This is a genomic window from Streptomyces sp. NPDC058457 (genome assembly GCF_042720695.1).
GTDB lineage: Bacteria > Actinomycetota > Actinomycetes > Streptomycetales > Streptomycetaceae > Streptomyces.
The window spans coordinates 71629-95069 of record NZ_JBHXLU010000039.1; the positions used below are offsets into that span (position 1 = coordinate 71629).

The following is a 23441-nucleotide window of genomic DNA, read 5'->3' on the forward strand; positions in this document are numbered from 1 at the left end:
GCCGGTCGGTCCCGTTGCGGTTGTCGTTCATGTCGACTCCCCCAGCGCACGGGAAGCCACATCCGTCACACCCTCCTCCGCCTCGTCGCCGATGCCCAGCTGACGGGCGAGCCGTTTCAGGCCGCGGTGGGCGGCCGTGCGGACCGCGCCCGGCCGCTTGCCCAGGGCGCGCGCGGCGGCGGGACCGTCCAGACCGACCACGACCCGCAGGAGCACGGCCTCGGCCTGGTCCCGCGGCAGTCCGCGGATCAGCTCCAGGGCCCGCTCGGTGGAGAGGGACTCCAGGGCCTGCTCATGAGTGTTGTACGGGCCGGCCAGATCCAGTACGTCCTGGTCGGTACCGCCGGCCTGGGGCCGAACGCGCCGGCGACGCAGGTGGTCCAGCGCCCGGTGCCGGGCGATGGTCGCGGTCCAGCCGCGAAAGCCGGCGCCGTCGCCCTTGAACCGCCCGAGGTCGCGGGCTATCTCCAGCCAGGCGTCGGACGCCACGTCCTCCGCCTCGTCGCCGACGATGCCGCGCAGGTAGCCGAGCAGGCCGGGCTGCACGATCCGGTAGGCGATCGCGAAGGCGGCCTCGTCGCCGTCCTGGGCGCGCGCGACCGCCGCGCCCAGTTCCCCGTCGTACTCCTGTACGCGCCGGGGTTGCCGTACCTGGCCCAAGATTGCCCTCGTTCGCACCGATCACAGCCGAGTCCACGTCGTCCGCCGTGCTCCGGTCGCAACGACGGCCCCATGGTGACCAGCGTGCGAGCTCACAGAAACGTCACAACGCCACAGGACTCCCCGCCGCAACAGCGGAGCGGGCGCCGTGTCCGGCACCGTACAGGCCGTGGCGGCCACCGCCGCCGACGCGGCCGCGTGATGGTTCGGCGCCTTCGTGCGCTCCCTCTGTCATGAGTGCCTACCTCCATCTGCGAGCGGTGCCGGCCCCGGCACTGCGCAACAGTCCGACATGGCTGGAACGGCTCTTCGCGAGCGATTCGGAGGCCGTCCGGCACCAGGTCGGCCGGTGCCGAGCGGAGGTGCTGGACAGATGCTGTCTGGACCAGGAGCGCATCTACACCGGCGCGCCGCCGGACGGTCCCGGGGACCGGCCCCAGGCCCAGGTGGTGCTCGGCGGCCGCCCCGTGCTCCGCACCGACCGGCACGAGCCGCCGTTGCTGGTGCTCACGGCGGCCCAGGCCCGGCGGGTGGCCGGATTCCTGGAGCGGACCGACTTCGACGCACTGTGGGACTTCGCCCGGGACGGGCTGCTGCCCCGCTACGGCGGCGTGGGCGCGGAGCCCGAGACGTGGCGTGCCTTCGCCACGACGCACCGGGAGCTGCGGGCGTTCTACGCGCACACCGCCGAGTGCGGGGACGCAGTGGTGAAGTGGCGTTCCAAGGCGTGAGGAGCGGCGGCCCGAGGCGGGAGGTGTAACAGTTCCGGCCCGCCGCGCTCTCTCCATGCGGACGACCACGTCGGTCGGCATGGAGAGGGGGCGGGACTCGTGCGGTGGACGGGCGACAGCGGCGGAGCACACGGCGAGGAGCCGTCCGGCGGCGCCGGGTACGGGCATGCCCACGGCCACGAGGGCACCGGCGCCACCGCCGACACGGCCGTGGCGGAGCCGGAGCCCCGGACCGCCGGTGCGCCGCTGCTCGTCGCCGGGCCCGGCCGGCTCGCCACGGCCGAGCAGGACTCTCCGCACGGTGCCGTGCTCACCGTGCTGCCGACGGACCACGACGCCCCCGGGCCTCCCGCACCGGCGCCGGACACGCCGGAGCGAGATCCGGCCCGGCCCGTCTTCGTGGACGCCTCGGGGCGCCGCCAGCGCCGCGTCCGGCGCGCCGCGCGGCTGATGGTGATCCCCGCCGGCGTCTATGTCGCGCTGCTGGTCAGCACATTGCTGGGCGGCCCCACCATCAGCGCTCCGTTCGTCCCGCTGCCGGAAGCCACGCACCCGGCCACGCCCCGCGCGACCGCCCCCGGCTCTCCCGCCGGTACCGGCCGTACGACGGGGAGCGCGGACTCCGGCGCGGCGGACGGGAACTCCCTTCCGACGGCGTCGCGGCCCGACTCCGGCCGGCCGGCGGCCGTGGCCGCTCCGGCGACCACCGCCGCGGTCACGTCCGCCACCACCGCGACCAGCTCCCCGACCGTCGCCCCGACCGCGAGCGCAAGCCCCACCACCAGCGCCGGTGCCGCCACCGGCACCGACGCGCCCTCCGCCAAGGGGCGTGCGAAAGCCGCGTCCCACAAGCCCGTGAAGTGACCCAAGGCCCTGACGTGACCGACCCGACCGACCCGACCGATCGCCGGCGCCGTACCGCCGTGCCTCGCCGTACCGCCGTGCCTCGCCGTACCGCCGTGCCTCGCCGCAGCGCCGTGCCTCGCCGCAGCGCCATACCCCGCCTCCGCGGCCGTACCCGGCGGGTCACCCCCCGTACCCACTGGCTGCTGCTGTGCGTGCTCGTGGTGACCCTGTCGGCGGCCCTCCTGCTGCAGGGCTACACCCACCACATGTTCGGGATCACCTCGGACGACGTGACCGGCCCCCGTGGCCGTGCCGACACGGTGCCCGGTCAGGTGGCCCGCGGCGGCCCCGTGATCGCGAACGCCGCCGGCTCCCCGCACACCGCCCGCCCGAAGGCCCGCACCATCGCCCTCACCTTCGACGACGGCCCCGACCCGGTCTGGACCCCGCGCATCCTCGACGTGCTGCGCCGCAACCACGTGCACGCGACCTTCTTCGTCGTCGGCACCCAGGTCGTGGCCCACCCGGAGCTGGTCCGCCGGATCGTCGCCGACGGCCACCAGATCGGCATCCACACCTTCACCCACCCCGACCTCTCCCGCCTCGCCCCGTGGCAGCGTTCGCTGGAGCTGCGCGAGACCCAGCTGGCCGTGGCGGGCGCGGCCGGGGTGACGACCGCGCTGCTGCGGCCGCCGTACTCCTCGGAGAACGACGCGCTGGACGACGCCGACTGGTCCGTCCTGAAGCAGGCCGACAGGGCCGGGTATGTCACGGTGCTCTCCACCCTGGACGCCGAGGACTGGCAGCGCCCCGGCACGGCCCGCGTCCTCGCGAACGCGACACCGCACGGCAGGGCCGGGCAGATCGTGCTGATGCACGACGCCGGCGGTGACCGCTCCCAGACGGTAGCCGCCCTGAACACCCTGATCCCCCGGCTCAAGGCACAGGGCTTCCGGTTCACGACGGTCGGCGCCTCGGTCGGCATGGCCGGCCCCGTCCAGCGCGCCGGGCTGGGCAACCGCCTCCAGGGCATCGCCCTCATCAAGATGCTGCAGCTCGGCGACTGGACCATCCGGCTGCTGGGTGTGCTGATGTACGCGGCCGGAGCGATCAGCGTGCTGCGCGCGGCCGTCGTCCTGGTCGCGGCCCGCCGGCACCGACGACTCCGGACCGGGCGCCGGGCCAGGCCCTGGGGACCGCCGGTGACCGAACCGGTCAGCGTCATCGTCCCGGCGTACAACGAGAGCGCCGGCATCGAGGCGGCCGTACGCTCCCTGGTCGCCTCCGACCATCCGGTGGAGATCATCGTGGTGGACGACGGCTCCACCGACGGCACCGCCGACCTGGTGGAGTCCCTCGGTCTGCCGGGGGTGCGGGTGATCCGGCAGCGGAACGCGGGCAAGCCCGCCGCGCTCAACACCGGTCTGGCCGCCGCCTCCTGCGACCTGGTGGTCATGGTCGACGGCGACACCGTCTTCGAACCCGACGCCGTCCACGCGATCGTGCAGCCCTTCGCCGACCCCGGTACGGGCGCCGTCTCGGGCAACGCGAAGGTCGTCAACCGCAGTGGCCTGCTGGGCCGTTGGCAGCACATCGAGTACGTGGTCGGTTTCAACCTCGACCGCCGCCTGTTCGACCTCGCCCAGTGCATGCCGACCGTGCCCGGAGCGGTGGGGGCCTTCCGCCGCCGGGCCCTGCTCGCCCTCGGCGGGGTCAGCGACGCCACCCTCGCCGAGGACACCGACCTCACCATGGCGCTGTGCCGGGCCGGCTGGCGTGTGGTGTACGAGGAGGGCGCGGTGGCCTGGACCGAGGCGCCCGCGTCGCTGGACGCCCTGTGGCGGCAGCGGTACCGCTGGTGCTACGGCACCCTGCAGGCGATGTGGAAGCACCGCGGCGCGCTGGTGCAGGGCGGCGCCGCGGGCAGACTCGGCCGCCGGGGCCTGCTCTACCTCCTCCTCTTCCAGGTGCTGCTGCCGCTGCTCGCCCCCGTGGTCGACGTGTTCGCCCTCTACGGCCTGGTCTTCCTCGACCCGCTGCGGATCACCGCGCTCTGGCTCGCCTTCCTGCTCCTGCAACTGCTGATGGGCCTGTACGCGTTCCGCCTGGACGGGGAACGCCCGGGCCCGCTGTGGAGCCTGCCGCTGCAGCAGTTCGTCTACCGCCAGCTGATGTACCTGGTGGTCATCCAGTCGGTCTTCACCGCCGTGGCGGGTTCACGGCTGCGGTGGCAGCGCATGGAGCGCTACGGCAGCCTGCGGGCACCGGCGGGTGCGGGGACCCCCGGCGAGGACCGCCCTCCGCGGGTCCCCGCCTGAGGTGAACCCCACCGCCGTGCGGCAGTCGCGTGGTGGCCCCGGGAGGAACGTCGGCCCCGGCCGGTGTCACCGCGGGCCGCTCGCCCGCCATTCCTCGGCCAGCAGTTCGTACGAACGGATCCGGTCCGCCTGGTCGTGGGTGATCGTGGTGACCACGACCTCGTCCGCGGCGGTGGCCTCGCGCAGCGCGCGCAGCCCCGCCGCGACCGTGCGGGGCGAACCGACGAACTGGGTCGTGGTGCGGTCCTCGACCAGCCTGCGGTCCTCGTCCGTCCAGCGGTGGCGGGCCGCCTCGGCCGGCGTGGGGAACGGGATCGCGCCGTGGCCGGAGCGGACGCTGCGCACCCACAGACCGTACGGTGCCGCCAGTTCCCGGGCCGTCGTGTCGTCGGGTGCCACCACCGCGTCCGCGGAGACCAGGACATACGGCTCGGCCAGCGCGGGCGAAGGACGGAACGCCTTCCGGTAGGCGGCCACGGCGTCCAGGATCGCGCCGGGTGCGATGTGGTAGGCGGCGGCGAACGGAAGACCCGCCTCGCCCGCCACCCGGGCGCTCTCGCCCGGCCCGCTCCCCACGACCCAGACGTCCACGTCGGCGCCCTCACCGGGGACGGCACGCGCGGGCATGCCCTCGGGGGTGCGGTAGTCGCCGCGCAGCAGCGCCAGTACGTCGGCCACATGGGCCCCGTACTCCACCGGCTCGCTGCCCGGGAACTGCACCAGGGCCTGGTAACGGGCGAACAGCGGCGAGTCGGCGAGCCGCGCGAAGGAGAACGAACGGGGGACGAGCAGCCCTTCAGGGGTACGCCAGGGGGTCCCGGACGCGGGTTCCGAAGCGGTGGGGGCGGGTCGCGGTCGCGGCATGTCCGGGGCGGGCTCCGGCTCCGGCGTGCTCGGCTTTCCCTTGCGCAGTTCGGACAGGCGGAAGCCCGAGCGGCCGAGGCCGAGGTCGATGCGGCCGGGATGCAGGGCGGCCAGGATGCCGAACTCCTCCACCACCGACAGGGCGGTGCGATGGCCCAGCTGGACCGCGCCCGCCCCCACCCGGATCCGGCTCGTCGCCGCCGCGACCAGGGCGATGGCCAGGGCCGGGGAGGCGCCGGCGACCCCTGGGTTGAGGTGGTGCTCGGCGAGCCAGTACCGGTGATAGCCCGCCGCCTCGGCCCGCTCCGCCAGTTCCACGGTGTTGCGGAAGGCCTCCCCGACGGACGAACCGGCGACCACCGGGACCAGATCGAGCACGGACAGCGGCACCTCGGCTACTCGGGACATGCGGACCCTTCGGTGGGGGGCGGTCGGGACGGCCGGGCGTGGGGGGCCGCGGGCACCGCGCGCCGAGCACGAGCATGGCCCGGACCGCCTCCCGGCGACACCCCTAATTTCCCGTCGCCGTACCGGACTAGGGGTCCGCCGGGCATGCCGTCGAAACCGCCCGTTAGGGGCCCCTTAAGGGTTGCTCCACGATTCCGGAGATCCATAGCATTCCAACGGCGTTCGAATTCCGGGAAATTCCGCACCAATGTCGATGCGGTTCCCGTCGATGCACCCCAAATCCGTGAGGAATGCTGTGGACGCTCTGGCTGAGGCCGTGCTCGGGGGCGCGAACCCCGAGGAAATCTCCCGTATCGAACCACCGGACCGATATCTGGCCGCACATATCCGTGCGGACGATCTGCACGCATTCGACGGAGTGGCCGACAAGGACGTGCGGAAAACCCTGCACGTGGACCGGGTGCCCATGCCCGAACTCGCGCCCGACGAGGTCCTCGTCGCCGTCATGGCGAGCTCCGTCAACTTCAACACCGTCTGGTCCGCCACCTTCGAGCCGGTGTCGACCTTCCGGTTCCTGGAGCGATACGGCCGGCAGGGCGGTTACGCCGCCCGCCACGACCTGCCGTACCAGGTCGTCGGCTCCGACGCGGCCGGAGTCGTGGTCAAGGCCGGTGCCGGAGTACGCCGTTGGGGGCCCGGCGACCATGTCGTGGTCAGTTGTGTCCAGGTCGACGACCAGGAGCCCGCCACCCACGCCGACGGCATGCTCGGCGACGGGCAGCGCATCTGGGGCTACGAGACCAACTTCGGCGGCCTGGCCCACTACGCGGTGGTGCGGGCCAGCCAACTGCTGCCCAAGCCGGGCCATCTGACCTGGGAAGAGGCCGCGTCCGTGCTGCTGACCGCGGCCACCTCGTACCGCATGCTCGTCTCCGACCGCGGGGCGCGCATCAAGCAGGGGGACATCGTCCTGATCTGGGGCGCCACCGGAGGGCTCGGCGCGTACGCCGTGCAGATGGTCAAGAACGGCGGCGGCATCCCCGTCGGGGTGGTCGGCTCGGAGGCCAAAGCCCGGCTGCTGCGCCGGCTGGGCTGTGACATCGTCGTCAACCGCGCGGAGCTCGGCATGCCGGAGGCCGGGCCGGCCACCCCCGAGGAGACCGTCGAACTCGGCAAACGGCTGGGCCGCGCGATCCGCGACAAGGTCGGCGAGGACCCGCACGTCGTCTTCGACTACATCGGGCGAGCCACCTTCGGGCTCTCGGTGTTCGCGGTACGCCGCGGCGGCACCGTGGTCACCTGCGGCTCCAGCACCGGATATCAGCACCAGTTCGACAACCGGTATCTGTGGATGAACCTCAAGCGGATCATCGGCAGTCACGCGGCGAACCTGCAGGAGCAGGCGGAGTGCATCCGCCTCTTCTCCCTCGGCCAGTTGGCACCGGTGCTCTCCACGGTCTATTCGCTCGACGAGGTCGGCGAAGCGGCCCGGCTGGTCCAGCAGAACCGCCACACCGGAAAGGTCGGGGTGCTCTGCCTGGCCCCGGAAGAGGGCCTCGGCGTCACCGATCCGGAACTCAGGGCGCGCCTCGGCGAGCGGCGCATCAACCCCCTGCGCGAAACCCCCACACGTGAACTCGCCCTGCCCGCGCGAAAGGTGTGAAGCAGAGTGCCGAAGACGGCCGCAGGAGCTACCGGAATACTGGGCACAGGTTCCTACCTGCCCAAGGAGGAGATCGGCAACGAGGAGATCGCACAACGCGTCGGCGTGGACCCGGAATGGATCCAGCGCAAGACCCTCATCCGGTCGCGCCGGTTCGCCGCCCCCGACGAGGCCACCTCGGACCTGGCCGCACGGGCCGCGGAGAACGCCCTGGAACGGGCCGGTATCGAGGCCGGCAGGATCGACTACCTGGTCGTCTCGACATCGACCGGCGACCACCCCCAGCCGCCCACCTCGCACCTGGTGCAGCAGGCGATCGGGGCCCACCGGGCCGCCTGCCTCGACGTCAACGTGGTGTGCAGCGGCTTCGTGTACGGACTCGGGCTGGTCCGCGGCCTCCTCGCGCTGCAGCCGGGGGCCGTCGCCCTCGTCGTGGCCGCGGACGTCTACTCGCGGATCCTCGACTTCACCGACCGCAGGACGGCGGTCCTCTTCGCCGACGGCGCCGGGGCCGCCGTGCTGGGCAGCGTGCCCGAGCCGTACGGCATTCTCGACGTCGACCTGGTGGGCCGGGGCGACGCCGCCCGGCTGATCCGCGTCGAGGCGGGCGGCAGCAGGCAGCCCGCGTCCCACGAGACCGTCGACGCCGGTGACCACTATTTCCGCATGGACGGCCGCGGGGTGCGTGACTTCGTCATGGAACACGTGCCGCCCGCCCTGGAACGCCTCGTCACCCGGGCCGGACTCACCCTGGACGCCATCGACCACTTCGTACCGCACCAGCCCAACGGTGTCCTTCTCACCGAACTCGCCGAGCGGGCCGGGCTCGGCGGCGCCCGGGTGCACCGCACCCTGGAGAAGTACGGCAACGTCGGCAGCGCCTCGGTGGCGGTGACCCTCGACGAGGCCGCCCGGTCCGGGGAACTCGCCGACGGCGACACCGTGCTGCTGTCCGGCTTCGGCGGCGGCATGGCCCTCGGCACCGGACTGCTGCGCTGGCAGGGTGCGGCATGAACGCGCCCGCCGTGCCCGCACCGCGCGGGCTGAGCGCCGAGCCGGTGCTGCCGGCCATCGAGCGGGTCGGGGTCGTCGGCTGCGGTGCCATGGGCGCCGGTATCGCCGAGGTCTGCGCCGCGGCCGGGCTCGACGTACGGATCGTCGTCCCGCGCCAGTCCTCCGCGGCCAAGGGGCTGCGCCTGATCACCGGCTCCCTGGACCGCTCGGTGGCCAAGGGCCGGCTCGGCGAGGCGGACCGGGCCGCGGCACTGCGCCGGATCACGTTCTCCACCGAACTGAAGAGCCTCGCCGACCGGCAGCTCGTCACGGAGGCGATCAGGGAGGACGAGGCGGCCAAACTGGCCCTGTTCACGGCCCTGGACCGGACCGTCGAGGACCCCGACGCCATTCTCGCGTCCAACACCTCCTCCATCCCGATCACCAAACTGGCCCGCGCCACCCGGAACTCCGGCCGTGTGATCGGCATCCACTTCTTCAACCCGGTACCGGCGCTGCCCCTGGTGGAGCTGGTCGAGTCCCTGGTCACCGACCACAAGACCAAGCTCCGGGCCCGGGAGTTCGTCACCCAGGTCCTCGGCAAGCAGACCATCTCCTCGGGCGACCGCGCCGGCTTCGTGGTGAACGCGCTGCTGATCCCCTTCGTGCTGTCCGCGATCCGCATGGTGGAGTCCGGCTTCGCCTCCGCGGAATCGGTGGACCGGGCCATGGTGCTGGGCTGCTCGCACCCGATGGGACCGCTGAAACTGGCGGACCTGATCGGCCTCGACGTCGTCGCCTCGATCGCCGACGCCCTGCACGCGGAGTTCCGCGACCCCTCGTACGCCCGCCCGCCGATGCTCTCCCGCCTGGTGGAGAGCGGCCTCCTCGGCCGCAAGACGGGCAGCGGCTTCTACACCTACGACGACACCCGCAGGTCCGGCTGACCTCCGCCCCGGCCGGGCAACCAGTACGCCCCAGATCGTGAAAGGAACACGATGAGCCACGATTCCGGTTCCGCCCCCGCGCCGGCGCGTCCGGTGCCCGACGGTGCCGTCGCCGTGATCGGGATCGCCTGCCGGCTGCCCGGTGCCGCGGACCCGGACGCCTTCTGGGATCTGCTGCGCACCGGCACGGAGGCGGTCTCGCCGCCACCCCCGGACCGCCGGCCGCCGGGCACCGGCCCCGGACCGCGGGCCGGGTACCTGACCGGAGTCGACCTCTTCGACGCCGGCTTCTTCGGGATCTCGCCCCGCGAGGCCGCGAGCATGGACCCCCAGCAGCGGCTCGCGCTCGAACTGGCCTGGGAGGCTCTGGAGGACGCGGGGGTGCCGCCCGCCGCGCTGGCCGGCAGCCGGACCGGACTGTTCGTCGGTGCGATGGCCGACGACTTCGCGAAGCTGACGCACGCCGCGGGCCCCGACGCCATCACCCACACGACCAACACCGGCGTCACCCGGGGCATCATCGCCAACCGGATCTCCTATCTGCTCGGGCTGCACGGTCCCAGCCTCGTGGTCGACACCGCGCAGTCCTCCGCGCTCGTCGCCGTCCACCTGGCCTGCCAGAGCCTGCGCCACGGCGAGTCCGCCCTCGCCCTGGCCGGTGGCGTCAACCTCAACCTGACCCCGGAGAGCCACCTCGTCGCCGGCCGTTTCGGTGCCCTCTCGCCCCGCGGTCGCGCCCACACCTTCGACGCCCGTGCCGACGGCTACGTCCGCGGTGAGGGCGGCGGCCTCGTCGTACTCAAGCCGCTGGCCGCCGCGCTCGCCGACGGCGACCCGGTGCACGCCGTGCTGCTGGGCGGCGCGACCGGCAACGACGGCGGCGGCCGGAACCTGACCGCCCCCAGCCGCGCGGGCCAGGCCGAGGTGCTCCGGCGCGCCTACGCCGACGCGGGCGTCGAACCGGACGCGGTGCGGTTCGTCGAACTGCACGGCACCGGCACACCCGTCGGCGACCCCGTCGAGGCGGCCGCGCTCGGCGAGGTCCTGGGCCGCGACCGGGCCGCCGACGCCCCGCTGCTGGTCGGCTCGGTGAAGACCAACATCGGCCATCTGGAGGGCGCCGCCGGTGTCGCGGGCCTCCTCAAGGCCGTCCTGTGCCTGCGCGAGCGCGTCCTCGCGCCCAGTCTCAACTTCCGTGCACCACACCCCGGCATCCCCCTCGACGAACTCCGGCTGCGGGTCAACACCGAGGCCCTGCCGCTCGGTGACGAACCGCTCGTCGCCGGCGTCAGCTCCTTCGGCATGGGCGGCACCAACTGCCACCTCGTCCTCACCGACTGGCCGACGCCCGCGCCGCCCGCCCCGCCCGCCGGAGCGACGCTGCCGCCGGTGCTGCTCTCGGCCCGTACCGAACCGGCGCTGCGGGCTCAGGCCGCCCGGCTGCGCACCCGCCTGCTGGCCCGTCCGGAACAGGACCGGACCGCCGTGGCCCACGCCCTGGCCACCACCCGCACCCACTTCGAGCAGCGAGTCGCCCTGCTCGGCCGGCACCCGCACGACCTCGCCGAAGCCCTCGAAGGCCTGGCAGCGGGGACTCCGGTGCCGCGCACGGTCCGCGGCCGGGCCCCCCGGGCCGTGCGCACCGCGTTCCTGTTCACCGGCCAGGGCAGCCAACACCCCCGCATGGGCCGCGAGTTGTACGACACGCAGCCCGTCTTCGCGGACGCCTTCGATGCGGCCTGCGCGGGCCTCGACGCTCATCTCGACACCTCCGTGCGGGACCTGCTGCTCACCGACACCGCGGGGGACGACACGGTGCGGGCCGAACTGCTGGCGCGCACGGTCCACACCCAGGCGGCCCTGTTCGCCTTCGAGACCGCGCTGTTCCGGCTCCTGGAGCACTGGGGTGTCGTACCGGACGCGCTCCTCGGGCACTCCGTCGGCGAACTCGTCGCCGCCCATGTCGCCGGCGTGCTCAGCCTGCCGGACGCCAGTGCCCTCGTCGCGGCCCGGGGCCGCCTCATGCAGCAGCTGCCGCCCGGCGGGGCGATGGTGTCCGTCCAGGCCACCGAGGAGGAACTCCTGCCGGACCTGGCGGACCTGCCGGAGTCGACCGGTCACGGCCGGGTCGAGATCGCGGCCCTCAACGGACCCGTCTCCACGGTGCTCGCCGGGGACGAGACCGCGGTCCTCGCCGTCGCCGAGCGGTGGCGTGCCAGGGGCCGCAAGACCAAGCGGCTGCACGTCAGCCACGCCTTCCACTCCCCGCACATGGACCCGGTGCTGGACGAGTTCCGCGAGGTCGCGGCCGGTCTCGCCTACCACGCTCCCCGCATCCCCGTCGTCTCCAACCTGACCGGAGAGGTCGCCACCGCCGAACAGCTGGGCACGCCCGAGCACTGGGTACGGCATGCGCGCCGGGGCGTTCGCTTCCTCGACGGCATGCGCACCCTGGGCCGGCTCGGCATCACCCGGTTCCTCGAAGTCGGCCCGGACGCCGTGCTCTCGGGAACGGGCCGCGACTGCCTGGGCCCGGACGCGCAGGACCTCGTCTTCGTGCCCGCCGCGCGCCGGAACCGGCCCGAGGCGGCCGCCCTGGCGGAGGCCCTGGCCACACTGCACGTGCGGGGCACTCCGGTCGACTGGCCGCGCGTGCTCGGCCCGGCGCCCGCCGGCCGTGTCCCGCTGCCCACGTACGCCTTCCAGCGGACCCGGCACTGGCTGGCCGCGGCCGGGCCCACCGAGGCCCCCGCCGCACCCTTCCGCCTCACCGACGTCCCCCTGGCCATGTCCGGGACGCCGGGCGGCCGCCTGGCCGTCGCCGGACCCGACGCGTCGGGCCTGGCGGCGGCGCTCACCACGGGCGCACAGGGCGTCGAGCTCCATCCCGGCCTGGCGTCCCTGCACCGGGCCGTCGACCCGGCGACCCCGCCGGACGTGGTGCTGCTGCCCCGGCCCCCGGCCGAGCCGGAACTGACCGCGTGGCTCGCCGACGAGCGGCTGACCCGCATCCGGCTGGTGCTGCTGACCCGCGCGTCCGACCCGGCGGCCGGTGCCGCCGCCCGCGCCCTGCACGCCGCCCATCCCGGCCGGACCGCCCTGGTGCATCTGGCCGGTGAGCCGGAGTCGCTGCGCCTGCTGCCCGCCGCGCTGGCCGCGAACGAGCAGGAGATCACCCTGCGCTCCGGGGAGGCGTTCGTCAGGCGCCTCCTCCCGGCCGAGGTCCCGGCCCCACCCGCCCGGGAGACGGACGGCACCGTGCCGACCGTCGACGAGTCCGGTGCCTCCGCGGGCGCGGAAGACACCCGGCCCCCCGGCCTGGTCGCTCCCGGCCTCGTCGCTCCCGGCCTAGTCGCTCCCGGCACCGAGCCGGCCGCCGGGGGCCCCTCCCCGGAGGAACTGACCGCCGTCGTGCGCGCCGCCATGGCCGAGGTCCTGGGCCTCGACGACGCCGGATCCATCGATCTGGAGCCGGCGTTCAAGGACCTGGGCTTCGACTCCTTCATGGGCGTCGAACTCCGGGAACTGCTGAGCGAGCGTCTCGGGCGGCCGGTGCCGGCCACGCTGGTCTACGACCATCCCACCGGAGCGGCCGTCGTACGCCACCTCGCCGGCGCGGACGAGGTACCGCGGGCCGTCACGGCACCGGTGTCCACGGCCGGCACGGACGACGACCCCGTGGCCGTCGTCGCCATGGCCTGCCGGCTGCCCGGCGGCATCGGCACGCCGGAAGAGCTGTGGGAGGTTCTCGCCGAAGGGCGTGAGGTGATCGGCCCCTTCCCGGACGACCGCGGCTGGGACCTGGCCGGCCTGTACGACCCCGAAGGCACCGCACCCGGTAAGCACTACGTGCGCGAGGGCGGCTTCCTGCGGGACGCCACCGAGTTCGACGCCGCGTTCTTCGGCATCTCGCCGCGCGAGGCCGCCGCCATGGACCCGCAGCAGCGCCTGGTCCTGGAGACCGCCTGGGAGGCCGTCGAGCGGGCCGGCATCGACCCGGCCAGGCTCGCCGGCACCCGGACGGGCGTCTATGTCGGCGCCACCTTCCAGGACTACGGCCCCCGGCTGCACGAGGGCAGCGGGTCCACCGAGGGCTACCTCATGACCGGCAGCACACCCAGCGTCGCCTCCGGCCGGATCGCCTACGTCATGGGGCTCGAAGGCCCCGCCATGACCGTGGACACCGCCTGCTCCGCCTCGCTCGTCGCACTCCATCTCGCCTGCGACTCGCTGCGCCGCGGAGAGAGCGAAATGGCGCTGGCCGGCGGGGTGACCGTGATGGCCACGCCCGGCATCTTCGTCGACCTCACCCGGCAGCGGGCGCTGTCCCCCGACGGCCGCTGCAAGTCCTTCTCCGCCGCCGCGGACGGCACCGGCTGGTCGGAGGGGGCCGGGGTGGTCGTACTGGAACGTCTGTCGGACGCACGGCGCAACGGGCACGAGGTGCTGGCGGTGATCCGGGGGTCGGCGGTCAACCAGGACGGCGCCAGCAACGGGCTCACCGCGCCCAGCGGATCCGCGCAGCAGAAGGTGGTGCGCCAGGCCCTCGCCGCCGCCGGCCTCGGCGCCGCGGACGTGGACGTGGTGGAGGCACACGGCACCGGCACCCGGCTGGGCGACCCGATCGAGGCGGGCGCGCTGCTGGCGACCTACGGCAGGGAACGCCCCGCGGACGGACGACCCCTGCGGCTCGGCTCCGTCAAGTCCAACATCGGGCACACCCAGGCCGCCGCCGGTGTCGCGGGCCTCATCAAGATGGTCCTGGCGCTGCGGCACGGCGTCCTGCCGCGGACCCTGCACGCCGAGGAGCGCTCGCCCTTCGTCGACTGGGACCGGGGCGGACTGGAACTGCTGACCGAGCCGGTGGAGTGGCCGCGCACCGAGGGCCGTACCCGCAGGGCCGGCATCTCCTCCTTCGGTATCAGCGGGACGAACGCCCATCTGATCCTGGAGGAGGCGCCGCCCGGCGTCGAAGCGCCGGTCACCGGGGCCGGGTCCGGCGGGCCGTTGCCGTTCGTGCTGTCGGCGAAGTCGCCGCAGGCGCTGCGGGCCCAGGCCGCCCGACTGCGCGACCACCTGGCCGCCCAGGAGGCACCCGCTCTCACCGCCACGGCCGCGGCCCTCGCCACCACCCGCACCGCCTTCCCGCACCGGGCTGCCGTGATCGCCGCCGAACCGGACCGGCTCCGCACCGCACTCGACCGGATCACCGCCGGTGACGAGGCACCGCACACCGTGCACGGCGTCGCGGGACGCCCCGGGAAGACGGTGTTCGTGTTTCCGGGGCAGGGCTCGCAGTGGGCCGGAATGGCGGCAGGACTGTGGGAGTCCTCCGCGGTCTTCCGGGAAGCGTTCGACGCCTGCGCACGAGCACTGGAACCACTGGTCGACTGGTCACCGGCCAAAGCCTTGTCAGACCCCGAGGCACTGGAACGGATCGAGATACTGCAACCCGTGCTCTGGGCCGTCCACGTCGCCCTCGCCAGCCTGTGGCGCGCGTCCGGAGTGGAACCCGACGCCGTCGTCGGACACTCACAGGGCGAAGTCGCCGCCGCAGTCGTGGCAGGCGCCCTGTCCATCGAAGACGCGGCACGACTGATCGTGCTCCGATCACAACTCTTCGCCGACGAACTGGTAGGACACGGAGCCGTCGCCTCCGTCGCACTCTCCGAACAACAGATACGGACCCGCCTGCCCGACAACCTGACCGTGGCAGGCGTCAACGGGCCCCGAGCGGTGACGGTCGCCGGACCACTGCCTGAACTGACCGCCTTCGTCGACGAGTTGACCCACGACGGGATACGGGCGCGGATCGTGCCCGCCACGGTCGCCTCGCACTCCGCCCAGGTGGAGCCCTTGCGCGAACGAATCCTGGAACAACTCGCCTTCGTACGCCCCAGCCCCTCCCGCATCCCCCTCTACTCCACCGTCACCGGACAGATCATCAACGGAGAGGAACTGACCGCCGCCTACTGGTACGAGAACTGCCGACGCCCCGTACGCTTCCAGACCACCGTCGAAACACTCCTCACCGACGGACACGGCACATTCGTCGAATCGAGCGCACACCCAGTACTCACCTTCGGTATCGAGGACACCGCAGGCCAGACCGGCGCGGACGTGGTCGTGCTCGGGACGCTACGCCGGAACGAGGGCGGACTCGACCGCTGGTACGAGGCGCTCGGCGAAGCCTGGACACACGGGGTGCGGACCGACTGGGCCACGGTCTTCGCCGGTGTCGACGCACGCACGGCCACGCTGCCGACGTACGCCTTCCAGCGCACCCGCTACTGGGCGCAGGAGCCGGTGCGGCATGCTCAGGGGCCCGGGGAGGCGGTGGCCGCGCTCGGTCTTGAGACCGGCGAACACCCCTTCCTCGGTGCCGCCGTGGACGTGGCGGGCGGCGACCAGGCCGTCCTCACCGGACGCCTGGGCCTCGACACCCACCCCTGGCTGGCCGACCACGCGGCACTCGGCACCGTGCTGCTGCCCGGCACGGCGGTGGTCGACACACTGCTGGCGGCCGGCCGCCGCCACGGTCTGGGGCTGCTGGAGGAACTCACCCTGCAGGCACCGCTGGTGCTGCCCGGCACCGGAGGCCGCAGGCTGCAGGTCACCGTGGGCACCGCGGACGACTCCGGACGCCGGCAACTCTTCGTGCACTCCAGGGACGAGGGCGCCGACGACCCGTCCTGGACCCGGCACGCCGAAGCCGTCCTGGCCCCCCAGGAGGCACCGCCGCCCACGGACACGGACACGGACACGGACACGGACGCGGATACGGATACGGATACGGACGGCGTGACCTGGCCGCCGCCCGGAGCCCAGCCCCTCGGCCTCGCCCACTGGTACTCCGAACTGGAGCGGGCCGGTTACGAGTACGGGCCCGTCTTCCAGGGACTGCGCGCCGCCTGGCGGCTCGGTGACGAGATCCTCGCCGAGGTCGCCCTGCCCGCCGAACAGCACGCGCAGGCCGCCGAGTTCGGCATCCACCCGGCCCTGCTGGACGCGGCGCTGCACGCCATCGACCTGGCCGCGGACCCCACGGCCGGCACCCCGAGCGCGACCCGGCTGCCCTTCGCCTGGCAGGGCGTACGCCTGTGGGCGGCAGGCGCCACCGAGGCCCGGGTGCGGATCGTGCCCGGCGCACACGACGCCGTGGCACTGCACCTCACGGACGCCGCGGGTCGGCCGCTCGCCACCGTCGGCTCGCTCGTGCGGCGACCGGTCGCCGCCGAACAGCTCGCGGCGGCCCGCGGATCGGCCGGTGGCGCCCTCTACGCGATGGAGTGGCGGCCGCTGCCCGTGGACGACGTACCCGCACCGCCGCGGACGGCCCTGCTCACGGCGTACGCCACCGGTGCCGGGGCGTTCGCCGCCGACGCGGACACCTATCCGGACCTGGCCACGCTCACCGCGCACCTCGCCGCGGGCGGGCCCGTGCCGGACATCGTGCTGGCCCCGCTCGCCCCCCTCGACACGGATCCCGGCGAGGCCCTGCAGAGCGCGGCGGAGCACGCCCTCGCCCTGGCCCAGGCCTGGCCGCCCGACGAACGGCTGGCCCGCACCCGTCTCGCCCTGGTCACCCGAGGAGCGGTCGCCGCCCTCGAAGGGGACCGGGTCGAGGACGTCGCGCACGCTGCGGCCTGGGGGCTGATCCGGACGGCGCAGACCGAGAACCCCGACCGTTTCGTCCTCCTCGACGTGGACGACTGGGCCGTCCGCTCCGGCCCGACGGCCGCCGCCCTCGCCTCCGGCGAGCCCCAACTCGCCCTGCGCGCGGGGCGGGTTCTGGCACCGCGGCTGATCCGCGGCACCGGCACCCGGGGGGCCGGCCGAGCGGACTGGAGCGCCGAGGGCACCGTCCTGATCACCGGCGGCACCGGCGCCCTCGGCGCCCTGGTGGCCCGGCACCTGGTGACCCGGCACGGGGTACGGCACCTGATCCTGGCCGGCCGGCGCGGGCCCGAGACGCCCGGCTCCGCCGAACTCGCCGCGGAACTGGGCGAGTCGGGGGCGAATGTCCGGGTCGTCGCCTGTGACGTCGCCGACCGCCGAGCGCTCGCCGGGCTGCTCGCCTCGGTGGACGCCCGGCAGCCGCTGACCGGCGTGGTGCATGTCGCCGGGGTTCTCGACGACGGCGTGATCGAGGCCCAGACCCCCGAACGGCTCGCCGCCGTCCTGCGGCCCAAGGCGGTCGCCGCCTGGCAGCTGCACGACCTCACGCGGGACCTCGGACTGACCGCCTTCGTCACCTTCTCGTCCGTGCAGGGTGTGCTCGGCGGCGCCGGGCAGGCCAACTACGCGGCTGCCAACGCCGTCCTGGACGCCCTCGCCCAGCACCGCGCGGCGGCCGGCCTGCCCGCGGCCTCGCTCGCCTGGGGCCTGTGGGCCGAGGGCGGCATGGAGGCGCACCTCAGCGCGGCCGACCGCGACCGGCTGCGCCGGCAGAGCGGCATGACCGCGCTCGGCGCCGAACGCGGCCTCGAACTGCTCGACGCCGCACTGGAGTCGGGCGCACCGCACCTGGTCCCGGTCGACCTCGACCTCGCCGCACTGCGCCGCTCGGCGGCCGAACCCCCCGCCCTGCTGCGTGAGTTGATACCGGCCGCCGCCCTGCGCCGGGCCTCGAACACCGCCGCGCCCACGGCCGACGAGCCCGCCCCCCTGGCCCGGCGACTGGCCGCGCTCTCCCCGGCCGACCGGGACAAGGCGGTACTCGATCTGGTGCGGGCCCAGGTGGCCTCCGCTCTCGACTACCCGGGACCCGAAGCCGTCGATGTGCGCAAGGGGTTCAAGGATCTCGGCTTCGACTCACTGACCGGTGTCGACCTGCGCAACCGGTTGAACCGGGCCACCGGCCTGCGGCTGCCGGCGACCGCGGTCTTCGACCACCCGACGCCGCTGGCCCTCGCCGAGCTGGTGCGTTCCCGGCTGCTGCCGGAGCAGGACCCGGACGGTACGCCCGAGCCGACCGAGGAGCCGGTGTCCCCGGAGCCGTCCGCCGCGCGCACCGCCGCGGACGACGAGATCGACGGCATGGACGTCGACGAACTCGTCCGGCTCGCGCGCGACGGCATCCAGATCTGAACCGACGGCCGGCCGGGCACCGCCCCGGCCGGCCGCTCCCGGAGGGGAACGAGCATGGCAACAGCAACATCCGAAACGGTGGTCGCGGCCCTGCGGGACGCCCTCAAGGAGGTGTCGCGGCTACGGCAGGAGAACCAGCGCCTGACCGAGACCGCCCGCGAGCCCATCGCGGTGGTGGGCATGAGCTGCCGCTATCCGGGAGACATCCGCTCCCCCGAGGACCTGTGGCGGCTCGTCGAGGCCGGCAAGGAGGCGGGGTCCGGGTTCCCGGCGGACCGCGGCTGGGACCTGGCGGGCCTCTACCACCCCGATCCGGACCACCCCAGGACCTCGCATGTGCGGCGGGGCGCGTTTCTGCACGACGTGGCGGACTTCGACGCGGACTTCTTCGGGATCTCGCCGCGGGAGGCGCTGGCGATGGATCCGCAGCAACGGCTGCTCCTGGAGCTGTCGTGGGAGGCGCTGGAGCGGGCCGGTATCGATCCCACCGGGCTGAAGGGCAGCCCGACCGGCGTCTACACGGGGTTGATGTACCACGACTACACAAGCCGGCTGCCGCTGGTGCCCGAGGACCTGGAGGGCTATCTGACCACCGGCATGCACGGCAGCGTGGCCTCCGGCCGGGTGGCGTACACCCTCGGTCTGGAGGGGCCGGCGGTCACGGTGGACACGGCGTGCTCGTCGTCGCTGGTGGCCGTGCACCTGGCGAGTCAGGCGCTGCGGCAGGGCGAGTGCTCGCTCGCCCTCGCGGGCGGCGTCGCGGTGCTCGCCTCGCCGTTCGCGTTCGTCGAGTCCAGCAAACAGCGCGCCGTCTCCGCCGACGGCCGGGTGAAGGCCTTCGCCGAGGGCGCGGACGGTACCGCGTGGGGTGAGGGCGCCGGAGTGGTCGTCCTGGAGCGGCTGTCGGACGCGAAGCGCCTGGGACACGAGGTGCTGGCGGTGATCCGGGGGTCGGCGGTCAACCAGGACGGCGCCAGCAACGGACTGTCGGCACCCAACGGACCGTCACAGCGGCGAGTGATCCAGCAGGCGCTGCGCCATGCCGGGCTGAAGCCGTCCGACGTGGACGTGGTCGAGGCACACGGCACCGGCACCCCGCTCGGCGACCCGATCGAGGCCCAGGCCCTCCTCGCCACCTACGGAAAGGACCGCCCCGCGGACGGACGCCCTCTCTGGCTCGGCTCGCTCAAGACCAACATCGGCCACACCCAGGCCGCCGCCGGCGTCGGCGCACTGATCAAGATGGTGCAGGCGCTGCGCCACGGTGTGCTGCCGCGCACCCTCAACGTCGACGCGCCCTCCTCGTACGTCGACTGGTCCGAGGGCGCGGTGGAACTGCTGACGGAACAGGTGCGGTGGCCGCACACCACGGACCGTGTCCGCCGGGCGGGAGTCTCGGCGTTCGGTATCAGCGGGACGAACGCCCATCTGATCCTGGAGGAGGCGCCGCCCGGCGTCGAAGCGCCGGTCACCGGGGCCGAGTCCGGCGGGCCGTTGCCGTTCGTGCTGTCGGCGAAGTCGCCGCAGGCACTGCGGGCCCAGGCCGCCCGACTGCGCGACCACCTGCTGACCCGGCCCGGTCTGCCGCACGCCGATGTCGCCGCCTCCCTCGCCCTCACCCGCGCCGCCCTCGACGAACGCGCGGTGGTCGTCGCCACCGACCGCGCCCCGCTCATCGAGGGCCTGGACGCTCTCGCCCGCGGCGAGGAACCAGCGGGTACCGCCCTGGGCACTCTGAAGGACCGGGGCCGGACGGTGTTCGTGTTTCCGGGGCAGGGCTCGCAGTGGGCCGGGATGGCGGCAGGGCTGTGGGAGTCCTCCGCGGTCTTCCGGGAAGCGTTCGACGCCTGCGCACGAGCACTGGAACCACTGGTCGACTGGTCACCGGCCAAAGCCTTGTCGGACCCCGAGGCACTGGAACGGATCGAGATACTGCAACCCGTGCTCTGGGCCGTCCACGTCGCCCTCGCCGGCCTGTGGCGCGCGTCCGGAGTGGAACCCGACGCCGTCGTCGGACACTCACAGGGCGAAGTCGCCGCCGCAGTCGTGGCAGGCGCCCTGTCCATCGAAGACGCGGCACGACTGATCGTGCTCCGATCACAACTCTTCGCCGACGAACTGGTAGGACACGGAGCCGTCGCCTCCGTCGCACTCTCCGAACAACAGATACGGACGCGGTTGTCCGACGGCCTGACCATCGCCGGAGTGAACGGCCCCGGACAGGTGACCGTGGCCGGACCCCTGCCTGAACTGACCGCCTTCGTCGACGAGTTGACCCACGACGGGATACGGGCGCGAATCGTGCCCGCCACGGTCGCCTCGCACTCCGCCCAGGTGGAGCCCTTGCGCGAACGAATCCTGGAACAACTCGCCTTCGTACGCCCCAGCCCCTCCCGCATCCCCCTCTACTCCACCGTCACCGGACAGATCATCAACGGAGAGGAACTGACCGCCGCCTACTGGTACGAGAACTGCCGACGCCCCGTACGCTTCCAGACCACCGTCGAAACACTCCTCACCGACGGACACGGCACATTCGTCGAATCGAGCGCACACCCCGTACTCACCTTCGGAGTCGAGGACACCGCAGGCCAGACCGGCGCGGACGTGGTCGTGCTCGGGACGCTACGCCGGAACGAGGGCGGACTCGACCGCTGGTACGAGGCGCTCGGCGAAGCCTGGACACACGGACTGTCCGTCGAGTGGGGTGAGAGCCTCGCCGAACCGGGCGCACGCCACGTCGAGTTGCCGACGTACGCCTTCCAACGCACCCGCTACTGGGCCGAGTCCGCCGGGGTCGTGGCCGTCGAGGCGGCGAAGCCGCATCAGGCGACCGGCGCCGACGACCCCGCGCAGGAGGCGCTCGCCGATGTGCTCGCCGGGCTGCCGCCGGAGGACCGGCAGCGCAGGCTGGTCGCGCTGGTGCGCGCCGAGGCCGCGGCCGTTCTCGGGCACGGCGGCGCCGGAGCCGTGTCCGTCCGGCGCTCTCTGAAGGACCTCGGCTTCGACTCCGTCGCCGCGGTCAAGCTGCGCAACCGGCTCGGCACCCTGACCGGCCTGCGGCTGCCCACCACGCTCGTCTTCGACCATCCGACGGTCGGTGCCGTCGCCGAGTACCTGCACGAGCAGCTGGTCCCCGAGGCGGGGGCTCCGCCGAAGCCGGAACCCGGGCCGTCCGCCGCGGAGTCCGCGACCGACCCGCTCGCCGCCGTGCATGACGACGACCTCTTCGACTTCATCGACAACGAGCTCGGCACCCGCTGACCACCACGGCCCCCGAGCACCGAGCAGCGAGGACAGTGATCTCTGCGATGTCTGCCACGCCCGTCACACCGGCCACGTCCGAGAACGACAAACTGCGAACCTATCTCCGGCGGGTCACCGCCGAACTGCACGAGTCCCGGCAGCGTCTGAGGGAGCTGGCGGAGGACCGGCACGAACCACTCGCGATCGTCGGCATGAGCTGCCGGCTGCCGGAGGGCGTGCGCTCCCCCGACGACCTGTGGGAGCTGCTGGCCAAGGGCGAGGATCTGGGCTCGGGCTTTCCGGCGGACCGCGGCTGGGACCTGACGGGCCTGTTCGACCCCGATCCGGACCGGCCCGGCACGTCGTACGTGCGGCGGGGGGCGTTTCTGCACGACGTGGCGGACTTCGACGCGGACTTCTTCGGGATCTCGCCGCGGGAGGCGCTGGCGATGGATCCGCAGCAACGGCTGCTCCTGGAGCTGTCGTGGGAGGCGCTGGAACAGGCCGGCATCGACCCCACCGGGCTCAAGGGCAGCCCGACCGGCGTCTACACGGGCTGGAGTTCGGCCGAGTACGAACTGCTGCTGCACGGCGCCTCCGAGGACATCGAGGGGCACCGTATGACCGGTGTGGCGGGCAGTGTCGTCTCGGGCCGGGTGGCGTACACCCTCGGTCTGGAGGGGCCGGCGGTCACGGTGGACACGGCGTGCTCGTCGTCGCTGGTGGCCGTGCACCTGGCGAGTCAGGCACTGCGGCAGGGCGAGTGCTCGCTCGCCCTCGTCGGCGGTGCGACCGTCTTCAGCACACCCACGATCTTCGTCGACTTCAGCCGGCAGCGCGGCCTCGCCCCGGACGGCCGGGTGAAGGCCTTCGCCGAGGGCGCGGACGGCACGGCGTGGGGTGAGGGCGCCGGGATGGTCGTCCTGGAGCGGCTGTCGGACGCGAAGCGCCTCGGGCACGAGGTGCTGGCGGTGGTCCGGGGGTCTGCGGTCAACCAGGACGGCGCCAGCAACGGACTGTCGGCACCCAACGGGCCCTCGCAGCGGCGGGTGATCGAGCAGGCCCTCGCCGCCGCCGGCCTCGGCGCCGCGGACGTGGACGTGGTGGAGGCGCACGGCACCGGCACCCGGCTGGGCGACCCGATCGAGGCGGGCGCGCTGCTGGCGACCTACGGCAGGGAACGCCCCGCGGACGGACGGCCCCTGCGGCTCGGCTCGCTCAAGTCCAACATCGGCCACACGGGCACGGCGGCCGGGGTGCTCGGTCTCATCAAGATGGTCCAGGCGCTGCGCCACGGTGAGCTGCCGCGCACCCTCAACGTCGACGCGCCCTCCTCGTACGTCGACTGGTCCGAGGGCGCGGTGGAACTGCTGACCGAGCCGGCGGAGTGGCCGCACACCACGGACCGTACCCGCCGGGCCGGTGTCTCCGCGTTCGGCGTGAGCGGCACCAACGCGCACCTGATCGTCGAGGAGGCGCCACCGCCCGCCGGGACACCCGGAGCCGGGGCGGGCGAGCCGCTGGCGTTGCCGTTCGTGCTGTCGGCGAAGTCGCCGCAGGCACTGCGGGCCCAGGCCGCCCGACTGCGCGACCACCTGCTGACCCGGCCCGGTCTGCCGCACGCCGATGTCGCCGCCTCCCTCGCCCTCACCCGCGCCGCCCTCGACGAACGCGC

At 73.7% G+C, this 23441-nt stretch carries 11 protein-coding genes; 9 read left to right on the forward strand and 2 right to left on the reverse strand.

Annotated elements, in window-relative coordinates; translation table 11 throughout:
• Positions 1 to 27 precede the first annotated feature (27 nt).
• Complete coding sequence (locus ACFWPS_RS27920; protein WP_383709278.1) at positions 28 to 660, reverse strand: RNA polymerase sigma factor; 633 nt, start codon at positions 658 to 660, stop codon at positions 28 to 30.
• A 233-nt stretch (positions 661 to 893) separates the two neighbouring features.
• On the opposite strand from ACFWPS_RS27920, the gene ACFWPS_RS27925 reads away from it, so the two are divergent.
• The 3 genes from ACFWPS_RS27925 to ACFWPS_RS27935 all read left to right on the forward strand — a co-directional run bounded on the left by ACFWPS_RS27925 (position 894) and on the right by ACFWPS_RS27935 (position 4555).
• Positions 894 to 1391, forward strand: coding sequence for a DUF1877 family protein (locus ACFWPS_RS27925; RefSeq protein WP_383709281.1), 498 nt, complete (start codon positions 894 to 896; stop codon positions 1389 to 1391).
• Between the two features lie 99 nt (positions 1392 to 1490).
• Entirely contained in the window at positions 1491 to 2255 is a 765-nt protein-coding gene (locus ACFWPS_RS27930; protein WP_383709283.1) for a hypothetical protein, read from the forward strand.
• 14 nt (positions 2256 to 2269) lie between these two features.
• Positions 2270 to 4555 carry a bifunctional polysaccharide deacetylase/glycosyltransferase family 2 protein gene (locus ACFWPS_RS27935; protein WP_383709286.1) on the forward strand — a complete coding sequence of 762 codons (2286 nt, stop codon included), beginning with the start codon at positions 2270 to 2272 and terminating at the stop codon, positions 4553 to 4555.
• Between the two features lie 66 nt (positions 4556 to 4621).
• On the opposite strand, the gene ACFWPS_RS27940 is transcribed toward ACFWPS_RS27935, so the two are convergent.
• Entirely contained in the window at positions 4622 to 5827 is a 1206-nt protein-coding gene (locus tag ACFWPS_RS27940) for an LLM class flavin-dependent oxidoreductase (RefSeq protein WP_383709289.1), read from the reverse strand.
• 295 nt (positions 5828 to 6122) lie between these two features.
• Here ACFWPS_RS27940 and ccrA point away from each other — a divergent pair, with 295 nt between their 5' ends.
• The 6 genes from ccrA to ACFWPS_RS27970 form a co-directional block, all read left to right on the forward strand.
• Positions 6123 to 7490 (forward strand): crotonyl-CoA carboxylase/reductase, encoded by a 1368-nt coding sequence (ccrA, locus tag ACFWPS_RS27945; RefSeq protein WP_383709291.1) that lies wholly within the window; start codon positions 6123 to 6125, stop codon positions 7488 to 7490.
• Positions 7491 to 7496: 6 nt separating this feature from the next.
• Entirely contained in the window at positions 7497 to 8504 is a 1008-nt protein-coding gene (locus ACFWPS_RS27950; protein ID WP_383709294.1) for a 3-oxoacyl-ACP synthase III family protein, read from the forward strand.
• Positions 8501 to 9430: a 3-hydroxybutyryl-CoA dehydrogenase gene (locus ACFWPS_RS27955; RefSeq protein ID WP_383709297.1), complete on the forward strand. Its 930-nt coding sequence runs from the start codon at positions 8501 to 8503 to the stop codon at positions 9428 to 9430. Before ACFWPS_RS27950 ends, ACFWPS_RS27955 begins: the two co-directional genes overlap by 4 nt.
• Positions 9431 to 9481: 51 nt before the next feature.
• Positions 9482 to 18520 carry a type I polyketide synthase gene (locus tag ACFWPS_RS27960; protein ID WP_383709299.1) on the forward strand — a complete coding sequence of 3013 codons (9039 nt, stop codon included), beginning with the start codon at positions 9482 to 9484 and terminating at the stop codon, positions 18518 to 18520.
• Between the two features lie 111 nt (positions 18521 to 18631).
• On the forward strand, positions 18632 to 21784 hold the full coding sequence (locus ACFWPS_RS27965) for a type I polyketide synthase (RefSeq protein WP_383709315.1): 3153 nt from the start codon (positions 18632 to 18634) through the stop codon (positions 21782 to 21784).
• Between the two features lie 47 nt (positions 21785 to 21831).
• Positions 21832 to 23441, forward strand: a 1610-nt coding sequence (locus ACFWPS_RS27970; protein WP_383709302.1) for a type I polyketide synthase, incomplete at its 3' end; no start/stop codon positions are given.

Coding starts and splice junctions, on each gene's coding strand:
- ACFWPS_RS27925 (WP_383709281.1), top strand. CDS start 894: ATGAGTGCCTACCTCCATCTGCGAGCGGTGCCGGCCCCGGCACTGCGC.
- ACFWPS_RS27960 (WP_383709299.1), top strand. CDS start 9,482: ATGAGCCACGATTCCGGTTCCGCCCCCGCGCCGGCGCGTCCGGTGCCC.
- ACFWPS_RS27955 (WP_383709297.1), top strand. CDS start 8,501: ATGAACGCGCCCGCCGTGCCCGCACCGCGCGGGCTGAGCGCCGAGCCG.
- ACFWPS_RS27940 (WP_383709289.1), bottom strand. CDS start 5,827: ATGTCCCGAGTAGCCGAGGTGCCGCTGTCCGTGCTCGATCTGGTCCCG.